Annotated in this window: 11 protein-coding genes; 5 read left to right on the forward strand and 6 right to left on the reverse strand. The window is 37.3% G+C overall.

The window, feature by feature from the left end:
* Positions 1-226 precede the first annotated feature (226 nt).
* Positions 227-1456, reverse strand: coding sequence for a mechanosensitive ion channel (locus G466_RS21190; protein WP_051315466.1), 1230 nt, complete (start codon positions 1454-1456; stop codon positions 227-229).
* A gap of 311 nt (positions 1457-1767) precedes the next feature.
* The gene (locus tag G466_RS0100175) at positions 1768-2586 is read right to left on the reverse strand and encodes an FRG domain-containing protein (RefSeq protein WP_026811809.1); all 819 of its coding nucleotides are present in this window, start codon (positions 2584-2586) and stop codon (positions 1768-1770) included.
* Between the two features lie 988 nt (positions 2587-3574).
* Between G466_RS0100175 and G466_RS0100180 the strand changes: the two genes are divergently transcribed.
* The 5 genes from G466_RS0100180 (at position 3575) to G466_RS0100200 (ending at position 8792) form a co-directional block, all read left to right on the forward strand.
* The gene (locus tag G466_RS0100180; RefSeq protein ID WP_026811810.1) at positions 3575-5362 is read left to right on the forward strand and encodes an alpha-amylase family glycosyl hydrolase; all 1788 of its coding nucleotides are present in this window, start codon (positions 3575-3577) and stop codon (positions 5360-5362) included.
* A 102-nt stretch (positions 5363-5464) separates the two neighbouring features.
* The gene (locus G466_RS0100185) at positions 5465-5926 is read left to right on the forward strand and encodes a ferritin-like domain-containing protein (RefSeq protein ID WP_026811811.1); all 462 of its coding nucleotides are present in this window, start codon (positions 5465-5467) and stop codon (positions 5924-5926) included.
* A 317-nt stretch (positions 5927-6243) separates the two neighbouring features.
* Complete coding sequence (locus G466_RS0100190; RefSeq protein WP_026811812.1) at positions 6244-7008, forward strand: MlaE family ABC transporter permease; 765 nt, start codon at positions 6244-6246, stop codon at positions 7006-7008.
* A 25-nt stretch (positions 7009-7033) separates the two neighbouring features.
* Entirely contained in the window at positions 7034-7798 is a 765-nt protein-coding gene (locus tag G466_RS0100195) for an ABC transporter ATP-binding protein (protein ID WP_026811813.1), read from the forward strand.
* Between the two features lie 4 nt (positions 7799-7802).
* Complete coding sequence (locus G466_RS0100200; RefSeq protein WP_026811814.1) at positions 7803-8792, forward strand: MlaD family protein; 990 nt, start codon at positions 7803-7805, stop codon at positions 8790-8792.
* Positions 8793-8900: 108 nt separating this feature from the next.
* Here G466_RS0100200 and G466_RS0100205 read toward each other — a convergent pair whose 3' ends face one another.
* The 4 genes from G466_RS0100205 to G466_RS0100220 form a co-directional block, all read right to left on the reverse strand.
* The gene (locus G466_RS0100205; RefSeq protein WP_026811815.1) at positions 8901-10061 is read right to left on the reverse strand and encodes an ABC transporter permease; all 1161 of its coding nucleotides are present in this window, start codon (positions 10059-10061) and stop codon (positions 8901-8903) included.
* Between the two features lie 9 nt (positions 10062-10070).
* A complete protein-coding gene (locus G466_RS0100210; RefSeq protein ID WP_026811816.1) occupies positions 10071-11024 on the reverse strand; it encodes an HlyD family secretion protein in 954 nt (317 codons plus the stop codon).
* Positions 11025-11056: 32 nt separating this feature from the next.
* Positions 11057-12427: a TolC family protein gene (locus tag G466_RS0100215; RefSeq protein ID WP_026811817.1), complete on the reverse strand. Its 1371-nt coding sequence runs from the start codon at positions 12425-12427 to the stop codon at positions 11057-11059.
* Positions 12428-12542: 115 nt separating this feature from the next.
* Positions 12543-13106 (reverse strand): Crp/Fnr family transcriptional regulator, encoded by a 564-nt coding sequence (locus G466_RS0100220; protein ID WP_026808769.1) that lies wholly within the window; start codon positions 13104-13106, stop codon positions 12543-12545.
* Positions 13107-13255: the final 149 nt, after the last annotated feature.

Genomic DNA, 13255 nt, shown 5'->3' on the forward strand with positions numbered 1-13255 from the left:
TTCCGTCTTTTACGTCAATTTATAATTGGGTTTCTCCGTCCGATTTCTCATCGGCTTTTGTTTGATAAATAAGGATCTAGATATGTGGGATATGAAAAAGCCGACTCAGATTTTGAGACGGCTTGTTTGTGAAAATTATATTTCTTGGAGTTTTAAATAGTATGTTTACTCACTTTGTTGGACGCTGAAATGGTTAAATGTTATTTCCTCTCTTAATGTGATTTTACTATATTGGTCTATCCCCATCTTTTATATCTTTAGACGGATCTGTAGGTAATTGCTCGCTATTTTTGTCGCGCATTTTGTCAATAATTTCCTTAAAATGTTCTCCAGCAGCAGCTCTTCCTCCAAGTCCATAGCTTAATGCAACCGCTACTGCAATGGCCCCCAAAATAAGGCCAAATGCCAACTCAACAATCTCATTGGCAATTCCCATTGTACGTAATGCAATGGCAATGAATAAGGCCAATGATGCCGCACGTACAACACCGGCAATAAAATTATTGTTATTGGACTCTTTCATGGTGTTGTAAATAATCATTGAAATATAATTACCAATGGCTATTATGACCAGTCCAAAAAGAATTTGTCCTGTCAACGCAAGAATTTCATTTAAAATATAAGTTAATTGATCTAGCCCTAAAATGGCGACGGCGGTGATTACTCCAAAAAATACAATGAAAAAATAAATAAGATTTGCTAAAAGTGTAGATAAGGACTGATTTGCCCCAATCATATTCTGAATTTTAATTTTTTCAGCAGCTTTATCAAGGCCTAAGCTTTTGAAAAGATCGCTTAAAAACGACGCTAAATATTTTCCACCCCAAATAAAAATGATAAGGATAAGAGCAGCAATAATTATTTCGCCAATTAAGTCTGTAAATTTATAGAGGATTTCGTTTGCCGGTCCAGATATTGCATTCATTTGCAAAGCATTGAAAGCCTGGATTAAAAATGGAATAAATATAATAATGAAGACTACTTTTTGAAGGATGTTCACGAGCATGTCTGTATCCTTAAACCCCGTTTTATCTATCAAATTATCAATAAAATTGCCTCCCATAGAGATAAGGCTTGAAACAAATTTTGCCAATAAATACCCAATAAATCCAATTAGCACCGCGCCAATTAAATTTGGAATGAAAGACAAAAATTTATTCAACATATTTTTAAGGGGATCTAGAACGGCACTTACTTCCAATATTTCTAGCGTCATTAGTAGTACAATTACCATTATAAGGTAATACACTATTTTTCCCAAAAAATGGCTGGTGCTTTTGGAATGCTCTTCATCCATTACCTTATTCCCTAACTTGGTTCGATCCAGTAGTTTTGTAATCAATTTCTGAAAAAATTTAGCAATTAACCAACCAATTAGTAAAACTAAAATAGCACCTAAAAGGCTTGGTAGATAATCAGTAACCGTATCGGCGAATCGTTGTAGTTGTGTTTCCATAAAAAGATATTATGAGTTCATAAATGTATAGCCTTTAAGATACAAATAAAAAGTTAAACATCTAATTTTGAGGAGACTATTGCTTCATCAACCAAATGGGTAGTAAGGGTTAGCCCGTAATATTAAAGATAAACCTAATCACAAGGTTCATCATTTAATTTTGTCTATAACCTAAATTTTCAAAAGTACTATTATAGCAAAATAAGTACCTTGTTGAGCTAAAAAGGAGATGTGATCGAAATGAAAAAGGGATAACACTCAGCCCTTTAAGATAATGGAGGTTTATGAAATTAAACAGACTCGTAACTACTCTACGGATTGATGTTATTTTTATCGCTATACCATCTTTTTAGCCACCTTGAAATCCCTTCCAAACCGGGATAAATAATTCTTTCAGTTATATTTGCTTGATCGAGTTTATCCCTTATTTCCCACTTTAATTCAGCAGGAATAATCACCTTTTTCAAGTATTGAGGGTGGTTTTTAAGCCACTCCAATGGACTAGAATCGGGATCTAGCATAAACGAAAAAAGGGCAAATTGGTTTATAATTCGATCATCAAGAGAGGGGGGTTCAAAAAATATCATAGTATTAGTGTTCCTGCTTGAGAAGTCATACAGTTCCTCTAGGGAATTACCTATATTTTGTTTCAGTTCCATTGAGCTAAAATAGAACATATCTTTACCCAGAATAGGCGTTTTAAGCTCCTCAGGAAGATACTCTCTAAGCGCAACATAGTTTACCATCCAAATGGCACCGTCCATATTATAGGTACTCATGTCCTCCGTTAAAAAATGCAGCGCAACATTTGGAGAGTGAGTCCAGTCTATTAGTCTTGTAGGAAGTCCGTGGTGTTGCCCCAAGGAAATCCAGTTCCAAAGGTTGTTATAATCATCGATGAGCGTGTTTATTGGCGAGTACTTCTTAAAGTTTCTAATCATAGTTCCCTCTACTTTAGAAGGTATTCTTCCTAATCGCTGTAGACTTGTCTCTAATCCAAATTGGGCATTATAAACGCCCCTATACGCATATGAAGATCGATACCGATCTATTTTTTCATCTTTTTCCTTGAATAGGAATGCTTGTAGTTCTAACCAGTTATTAGGTTCAAATAACTCAAAATCTGTCATTTATATAAAAAATTTAAGTGTGGCCAAAGCTGGTATTTTTTTTGCCAACTATTTTGGAAACCAATTAATTTGCAAGTGCACTGTATGGAGTCGGGACTTATTTCGTTTACCGGTAATTCCTGAATGTTTTCTCCTGTTGGTTCCCGTTACTAAGATACAACGGAAATAGGAAAGTTTACTAATTCACCTGCGGGGTGAACAAATCTAGTAGCAAAATATGCATACAGGATTTCTATTACTTCGCATATCATGAAGTTTACCTAACCCCACATTTTTTAATTTTAGTGTATTATAAAAGTACTGGTAGCTCATAACTACTTCAAATATCGCACATTCTATATTAGGATAAGTTTCAAGGAGTTATACTTTAAACATGAAGACATGAAGAATTTCTTCACCTAGAACATATTAAAGAGGACTTTTTTAAGTTGATCTATGTAGTGTAATTAGACTTGCTATTTTTCTATTCTCTTGCTTTTCCCAGATGGGTAACCGGCGTGTTACGAGTTGTGAAATAACTCCAATTCCAATTTTAAGGAATATTGTGTTGGGTTTTTTAATAGCCATTTCACTCAGTTTTACATTTGGGATATGCTATCTATTCTTTTTAACACTAACCTCTTGAAATAATGGGAATTGACCATTCACCATACGGGAGACAGTTGTTGCTCTTATAAAACGAATTATTTATTTGGTTGGAATCACGTTTTATTGGAGTAACTGAAATTATACAAATTAAAAAAGTAGGTAGAGATATCAAATAAAATGCGCTGTTCAGCAACTGTAAAAAAGGTTTGATATAATTATGGGTATAGGTTTAAAACAACTCAACTTAATCAACTAAAAAACTTCTTTCCATTTAGAGTCAAGACTTAATCTTTTTGGGGTAGTAATATATAACCTCAATGAAGATTTCCTTAAAAGAAGAGAATAAATTTGTTTTAAAATGGAATCATATATTTATCTGATTCATCTTAAATCTTAGATCATGAATATGTCTATTGAAAAATCACAGGGTATGGGAGCTGTACTCAAAGATGGGGTCACCACTTTTAGGGTTTGGGCACCTAATGCTGATAAGGTTTTCGTAATAGGGGACTTTAATGAATGGAAACGGGATGATCTTGAGATGGAAATGGAAGAAAATGGATATTGGGCAGCGGTTACCGACCAAGCTAAAATCCGAGACGAATATAAATATCTAATTTGTAATGGTGAACAGACATTAGAGCGAAACGATCCCTACGCTTTTGAGGTTACCAATAGCAACGGAAATTCTATAATAAGAAACCTTGATTTTGACTGGGAGGGAGATCATTTTGAATTGCCGTCTTTTAATGAATTGGTCATATATGAATTACATGTAGGCACTTTTAATAGAACAGATAAGGATGCTGTAGGCACTTTTTCAGATGTCATTGATAAGTTGCCATATCTTAAGGAACTTGGGATTAATTGTATTGAATTGTTGCCAGTCGCCGAATTTGCTGGGGGGATTTCTTGGGGATATAATCCGGCACATCCCTTCGCAATAGAACAAGATTATGGGGGCCCAGAAGGGTTGGCCGAGCTGGTAAAACAGGCGCATTTATCGGGTATTGGTATTATCATGGATGTAGTCTATAATCATCTAGGCCCCTCCGATGTAGATTTATGGCAGTTTGACGGTTGGAGCGAGAACGATAAGGGCGGTATTTACTTCTATAACGACTATAGGAGTACCACTCCGTGGGGGGATACACGTCCGGATTATGGGAGACCAGAAGTGCGACAATACCTGCGAGATAATGCGTTAATGTGGATAGAAAAATACCGTTGTGATGGACTTCGGCTGGATGCTACTTCCTACATAAGGTTTGAAGGGGGCGGTCTGGGTGATGATGTTGCCATAGATGAGGGCAATTTAATGATGCGCGAAATAAACGCGGAGTTGCAAGAAAAATTTCCTAAAGTGATAATTATAGCTGAAGACCTAAAAGGGCATGATTTAGTAACAGACCCTATTGAAGACGGCGGCATTGGTTATGGTACCCAATGGGATATGAATTTTGTACATCCTGTTAGAGAGGTGCTCATAGATACTCACGACGATTCTAGGGATTTACAAAAAATTGTAGACGCTTTGCAATATCAGTATAGTGGGGATGCCTTTAAGCGTGTTATTTATACGGAATCTCATGATGAGGTAGCAAATGGAAAGGCTCGGGTGCCTGAAGAAGTACAACCAGGAGATGCCGAAAGTGGTTTTGCCAAAAAACGTGCACTATTAGGAATTGTCCTTACTCTGACGGCACCAGGCATACCAATGATTTTTCAAGGACAAGAATTTATTGAGGATGAATACTTTCAGGATACTAAGGAGCTAGATTGGAATAAACAAGAAAGGCATGGCGGTATCACAAGACTCGTTGGTGACCTTATAAAGTTGCGTACCGGAGCAATTGAAGGGGGGGCAGGATTACGCACCCAAGATATCTCCATTGTACACTTTAATCAGGAAACAAAGATTTTGGCTTATATACGCGGAACAAACCAAGAGGATCGTGTGTTGACAGTGCTGAATTTTGGAAATCAAGAGCGAGGGGATTATGGTATTGGGTTGGACGATGATACGCAGTGGAATTTGAGAATCAATAGCGTGGCGAAAGAATACGATGACGATTTATCCGATAAGCAGGTGTATGATCCCGAATTGATGGAGTTTTCTACAGATCAAAAACCATTTACCGGAAAAATAAATATTCCCGGATATGCCGCATTGATCTTTACGCCTTAGGCAAGACTCATAAATTAGAATAAGATGAATTTGAAGCAAGCTAATTGAATGATTGCAGCCGATTTAAATTTCACAAATTAATGAATGCTAAAATGGAGAAATATGGAAACAGAAAAAGATAAAATTTTCAGCGAAATAAGGGAAATACTTCAAAAGAACAGGGATGCCCAAAAAGGCTTTGCAAAGGCAGCCGAAAACGCTAAGGACCAAACGGTAAAGGAATATTTCTTGAAAAAGTCCGCCGATAGGAAAGACTTTAATGAAAGACTATTCGCCGAAATCCAAACTGGATTTCCAAATATGGATATTGAAGGCTCGTTTATGGGGAACCTACATAGGGCATGGATGGACGTTAAGACACTATTCGCTGGAGAAGACGATAGATCCATGTTAAATGAAGCTATTCGTGGCGATAAGGCAGCAATAGAGGAATATGATGATGTGCTAGACTATAAAACCTTACCTGTAGGTCTTAGCCATCTATTAAATGAACAAAGAGAGATTATTAAAACAGATGTACGGAACAAAGGATCCTTGGAGGATCTTAAAGATTCTGTAGAGTAATTAATATCACCGACTAATATCTTATTAGGTAGTACGCCTATTATTGACTTTGCATACATAATTAAAAACTATTGTGCCTTGTAAATTATTATATTTACAAGGCATTTTTATTTTCACAGTAGAAATAAGGACAGCTAATTGGCTAGCGTATCTACTAGCTCAGCTTCTCTAAATACGCCCTTCCTAGTTTTGACTTTCCCGATCATGCTATTCTTCATGTATATCCCTATGATTTTGGTCATTAGGGCGCTTCCATCTTTGCTGTATCTTTGAGAGAACAGATAGGAACAGATCTAGAAATGAATTCCATGTAATACATGATTAATCGCATAAAACAATTCTTCATAGAGACTGGCGATCTCTCCTATTTTGCAGCACGATTTTTTAAGGAGGCCCTAAAACCCCCTTTTGAATTTAAGGAGCTGTTACGCCAATGTTATCAGATGGGGAATAGATCCTTGTTCTTGGTGGGCATTACTGGTTTTATAATCGGTTTGGTGCTCACCTTGCAGTCCAGACCTACATTAATTCAGTTTGGGGCAGTTTCTTGGATGCCAAACATGGTGGGGATTTCTATAGTACGAGAGGTAGGGCCTGTTATTACTGCCTTGATCTGTGCAGGAAGAATTGCTTCGGGGATTGGGGCAGAGTTGGGATCTATGCGGGTAACAGAACAAATAGATGCAATGGAAGTCTCAGGCACTAATCCCTTTAAATATTTAGTGGTCACACGAATATTGGCCACCACTCTTATGTTACCGCTCCTAGTTGTTTTCGGAGATTTGTTAGCGTTATTTGGCTCTGCCTTACTTGAAAATATAAAAGGGGGAGTTTCTTTTCAGCTTTATTTTAATACTGTTTTTAATGCATTAAGCTTTTCAGACCTAGTACCCGCTACCATTAAATCCTTCTTTTTTGGTTTTATAATTGGATTAGTAGGCAGTTACAAAGGATATTATTGTAAAAAAGGAACGGCCGGCGTTGGTGTGGCAGCCAATACAGCAGTGGTTATGGCATCTTTACTGTTATTCCTTGTGGACTTTATCGCTGTAATTATCACAGACATTTTTTATGAATTATGATTTAGATATGAAAATCCGGGACAAGATGAAACTTTCAGAAGAGAAATCGGACTATGGAAAGTCGGTTATAGAAATTAAAGACCTACGAAAAAGTTTTGGGGATAACCATGTGTTAAATGGATTTAACTTGACTTTAAAAGAAGGTGGTAATTTGGTAATCATGGGTAAATCTGGTTCCGGTAAATCCGTAATGATTAAATGTATTGTTGGTCTAGTAGCGCCCGATAGTGGTTCGGTTAAGATATTAGGAAAGGAAATAAATAACTTGAACCGTAAGGCAATGGATGAATTACGGTTAGATATCGGATTCCTTTTTCAGGGTAGCGCGCTATACGACTCTATGACGGTTCGGGAAAATCTAGAATTTCCAATGCGTAGACATAAAAAGAAGTTGGGGGTGGGCAAGGATACCAAACCTTTGGTATTAGAGGCCTTAGAAAACGTAGGTTTGGCTCATACTATAGATTTAATGCCGTCCGAACTCTCTGGTGGTATGAAAAGAAGGGTGGCGCTGGCACGTACCTTGATCCTAAAACCTAAGGTAATTCTCTATGATGAGCCTACTAGTGGTTTAGACCCTATAACTTCCAAAGAGATCATAGAATTAATGCATAATGTACAGAAGAGATACGGCACTTCTTCCCTAATTATCACTCATGATGTGGATTGTGCCAGAGTGATATCGGATCGTATGATTCTTCTTGTTGATGGAATAAATTATGCAGAAGGGACCTATGCCGAACTATCTAAATCTACGGATCCAAAAGTGGAAGCATTTTTTAAAAATTAAGATTATGGCAAAAACAAAATTAGAGAATTTAAAGCTTGGAATATTTGTGGTCTTTGGTACCGTATTGTTAGTTGTTGCCGCATACTTAATTGGGAACAAGCAGAATATGTTTGGAAAAACTATTCCTATAAGCGCCATTTTTAAAAATGCCAACGGAGTTCAATCTGGGAACAATGTACGTTTTTCGGGTATTAACGTGGGTACCGTTAAAAAAATCGAAATGATTAACGATACGGTTATTCGTATTCACATGATTATTGAAGAAAAAATGCAGAATCATATTAGAAAAGATGCTGTAGCAACCATTGGTTCGGATGGACTGGTGGGTAGTATGCTCATCAACATTGTACCTGGAGAAGGATCGGCGTCCCATATTGGTCCGGGGGATGAATTACAGTCTTTAAGTAAGGTTGCTACCCAAGATATGCTTAACACGCTTAGTCTCACCAATGAAAATGCTGCTTTGCTTACAGAAGACTTACTAAAAGTTTCCCGATCGTTGACACAAGGCAAAGGTACTTTTGGAAGATTGCTTAATGACAGTCTAATGGCAGAGGACCTACACCAAACCATTACCAATTTAAAAAATACGAGTTGGCAGGCTAATAGGGTGATGATGGAAATGAATCAGCTTATTAAGCAAGTAGACTTGGAGAATAGTACTGCTGGGATACTTTTAAAAGATTCTATCTCCGGCGAAAAAATGCGAAATATAATAGCCCACCTAGAAAATTCGAGCCAGGAGATTCAAAAAATGTCTATAAACCTTAATTCGGTAATCTGGGAGATTAAACAGGGGAAAGGGGCCATTAATTATTTGGCTTCAGATACAACCTTGGTCCATCAATTGGAAACCACCATAGAAAACATTTCCCAAGGGGTTCAAAATTTTAACGGGGTAACCGAGGCGCTGAAGCACAATTTCTTAACTAGAAGGTATTTTAGAAAATTGGAAAGAGAACAGCGAAAAGAGGCCAAAAAGGTAGAGAATTAAAAAGTGGTCAAATCCTAATTTGGTCAATTTCAACATATACATTAAAGTGCCAATTCTAATTAAACCTAGTTTTCATTTTTAGGCTAAAATCGGTAATTGGCCCTTTTCTTATGCTTGTTTTTTCAATTTCAATTTAATTTTGATCTGTAGCGCAATTAGGATCGCTATAAAACAGACTAAGGCGATCATAAAAAGCCATTTTATTTCTGGCATAATCGCATCTATACCGCCGCCGTAAACAGCTACTTTTCTAAATCCGCTTAAGAATTGGGTTAAAGGAATGTATTGCGCTATATGGGCAATTGCATCTGGCATCGCCATGGTAGGCCATGTAAACCCACTCAATACAAAAGCTGGAGTAGAAATTACCATCAATAGCTCCGTGGCTTTTAATTGGTTGGGGATCATCACTGAAAATAACATCCCAATCATCATGGAAGCTATACTTAATAGCGCTACCAATATAAACATAGCAGGATTGTATATATCCGCATCTATATTAAAGAATGGTATAAACCGACTAACAATAAGCCACATCACGGGTATAAATAATAGAAATGGGGTCGATTTTACTGCTACGTGGTAAATAGACCATCGGTTTACATCTATAAGCTTAGAGAAATATCCATCTTCAAAATCTCTGGCAAAGACTAGGGCCATAGCTAAAAAAATAACCTGCTGCATGATACCGCCCAATAGCCCTGGGAGCATAAAACTTACATAGTTCCCTGTAGAGTTATACAGCTTATTAAAATTGATCTTAAATGGCTCGTAGGATTTGGCTGCAACTTCTGGTGCAAGTCCTTGTCGTTGTAGGCCAGATATTTCAATACCCGCATTTAAGGTCAATAGTACGGATTGTATATTTACACTGGCCGTATTGGCGTTCAATATATTCCCCATATTTAGGTCTACCCTAATTTCTGGATATCGTTTTTGAAGTAGATCCGCTTCAAAATTAGAAGGGATAGTAATTACAGCTGCATAACCCATATAAGGCATTTCCTGGGCGATATTTCCAGCAAGAGGTCTAATATCACTGACCAATAACACCTCATTATCATTAAAGGCATCTATTACCATGTCCGAAGCAGGACTATTGTCCTGATCGATGATTACAATAGGGAGGTCCAACACTTTTGCCTGCTGATATACAAACCCAAACATAAGTCCGTATAAGATAGGCGCACCAAAGAATATGGCCATAACCACATCATTGGAAAATATGCGGCGGAACTCCTCTTTTACCAAATGGATAAATTGCTTCATGTGTAGGGTTTATTTAAGAAGTACAGTTGCATTAATAAAGAACTGCTGTTCCTGTGATGTATTTTCGGGAACCAATTTTAGTTCGTAAATAGCCTCATCCAATTTATATAAGGGAGAGGTGCTGGTAATATCTGCATACCTAGGCAACTGCTTAATGGCCGTAATTTTAGAAGGACTCTCTTCATTGGTGTATGGATTCACTACGGTAAGGGTTTGCCCAATCTTATAATTATATATCTTGGATTCGCTAACGGTAAACCTATAGTAAACTGTATTGGTCTGGTAGCCATTAAAAAGGGTATACCCTGGGCTCGCCAGTTCACCTGGATTTAAAGTAATGGTCTCTATAGACATGTCTGTAGGCGCAATGATGTATTTTTCATCGGCAGCTATCAGTACTTCTTTTTTAGCACCTTCAGCTCTATCTAATTGCCCCTTGGCTTGTGCCAAAAGTTCTTGGCGCGTCCCTACAGTAACTTCTTGTTGCTTGGCTTCCATAGCTTTTAACTGTGCCCTAGCCATATCTACCTTCATTTGTGTTTCTTCAAACGCTTGGGCGGTGACCAAAGAATCTTTGTACATAGCAGTCATCCTATTTAAGGATTCCTCAGCAAATTTCAATTGCGCTTTACTGGCTTCTACCTGACTCTTTATCTGCTCCAATTGTTCTGTAGTAGCACCGTTATTGGCCATGTTCAATTGTCCTTGAGCGGCGAGGACGGCTCCATCTGCCTGAAACAGTTTTGCGCCTATTTCGGGTACGTCTATGAGTGCTAAGGTATCTCCTTGCTTTACTTTTTGTCCTTCGGTAACATATACTTCAGCTATTCGTCCCGCCAACTTACTACTTATGGAAAGGGTCTCAAACTTTACTTTTCCCCTTAGATCGGTAATTTCTTTGTTACTGTTGCAACCCATTAAAAATAAAGAGGCAAAACATCCTATGAATATTGATTTATGCATGATTTTTTTATTTGATATTGTTATCAGTAATATTAAAAAGTTAGTTGTCCCTTGGCGTATAATAACTCAATGGCTGCCTTCCGCTCATTATAATACGATTTTTGTAGATCGAACTTTGCTTTTTCTACCTCTGTAAGGGCATCCAATACTTCATTAACCGTGGTTAGTCCGTTTTTGTACTGTTTGTTGGTAAGCTCGTAGTTGGCTTCGGCTAAATCTACTTCCTGTTGGGTCATTAGGCTCGTTTCTTTGGCGGATTGTAAGGATAGTTGGGCCATGGTAATGCTTAACGCTATTAACTCCTCGGCCTCATTGATCTGTTCCCTATATTTTAGTCCTTCTATCTTGGTTTGGTCGCTTTTCAGTTTAGAAACAAACCCATCAAAAACATTCCATTTAGCCCCAACGCCAACGTACCATTTTGGCTCTAAAAGGGAGAGGTCGTCCTCTATAAATTCGTAATGTCCTTTTAAAGCAATCTTGGGAATAAAATTATTCCTTTCCATTTTAGATTTATAGGAAGTGGCCAGTTCTGCCTCCTCCAACGCATTAATTTCCTTACGTTTTTTACTTTCCATTGTTTCGTTGATAGGAAATGGCAGTAAATCTGGCTGGAGATTGTTTAAAAACGCTTGTGACGCACCCGTGTATTGTTGTAATACCGCGATAACCAGTTTTTGTTGGTTTTGGGCATCCAATTTCTTTGTCGCTAATTTTTGCTTGGCAAGATTTAGTTTTTGTCGGTCAATAGGAGTTGCCAGACCATTTTTTATGGCTGTGGAAACAAATTTATCCTGCTTTTCTAAATACTGGTCCATGCTTTTTAATACCTCTTCCGATTTTATGGCCAACCCCAGTTTATCATATAGGTCTATAGTCTTAAGAACTATTTTATCTTCCTCTATCTTGTTGGTGATTTCCAAAGATTTATACTTGTGTTTACTTGCCTTTATTGCGTTGCTTACCTGAAACCCACTAAAAAGAATCCAGTCTACATCTACAGAAGATTTTAAGATATTCTTCTTCTGAAGTGGAGGAATGTCGGTTAGGGGAATTCCCTCTGGAAAGGGAGCGTTAAAGGGAACTCCAATAGCTTCTTTAATAAGCAATTTTTGAGTACCTACTAGTAGCGATTCCATATCCTCATTAAACGTTATATCATCGTTTAAACGGGTATAGCTACCGTTGAGGTAGATTTTTGGAAGCAATGTATTTCTAGCTGTTTTAGTCTCTAAACTAGCTTGCTCCATATTTAGGTTATTCACCTTAATGGTACTGTTCTTGGCTTTCGCCTCAGTTATCAACAGCTGTAATTCTTCACTAAGATTTTGAGCATAAAGACTGTTTCCCAGGGTAAAAGTAAATACAAATAGCAGGGTAAGTAAACGTATTGCCTTGTTCATAAAAGTGAGTGGTTTATAAATTACATTACAAAATTAACATGTTTAACTAGTACTTCCTTTGATATAGGTCAAAAAACGCGGTTAAACAGCTTATTTAAAGCTCACTAAACTTTCTTTAGTTTTTTGCCCTTATCCTACTTAGGGTTTCTTGGGTTATGCCAAGATAGGACGCAATATGTCCTAGCGGTACACGGTAGTAGAGGTCCGGATATTCGTTGATCATAAAAAGATAACGTTCCTTGGCGGTTTGAAACTGAATGGCATTTAGCTTGCCCATCATATCTCCTAATAGTTTTATCACCAATTTTCTGCCGAAACGTTCCATTAGCGGGAAATTTAGAAACAATTGATCCAAATCATCTTTAGAAATAGCGTATAAGAGGCTATCCTCCAGAAGTTCTAGGTGGTATGCGCTGTTCTTTTTATGGAAAAAACTTTCCATACTGGTCATAAAATTTCCTTCGTTAAAGAACCAAGCAGTGATATCCTTACCTTCCGCATTGTTGTAATAACTGCGTGCCAACCCTTTTTCCATATAGTAAAGCGTATTGCAAACTAATCCGGCTTTGGCAACAATGGTGTTTTTTTTTAGGACTTGCTGCTTAAAACTAGATAAGATTTGGTCTAGTTCCTCCTCGGGAAAATCTTCTACAGAAAGCAAATAGTCTTTTAATTTCATTTGGTGGTATTAAAAGAGAAATGTAGCAATAAATTTTTTAAAAAGCATTGAAATAAAGGCTACATATACCCGGTTTTAGTCAAATTATAGGATGTTAGATGATATATCTCATATTTCTAAAATAGGGTGAATCTTATTTTTGCAGTCGA

The organism is Arenibacter certesii DSM 19833 (assembly GCF_000429545.1).
Taxonomy (GTDB): Bacteria; Bacteroidota; Bacteroidia; order Flavobacteriales; family Flavobacteriaceae; genus Arenibacter; species Arenibacter certesii.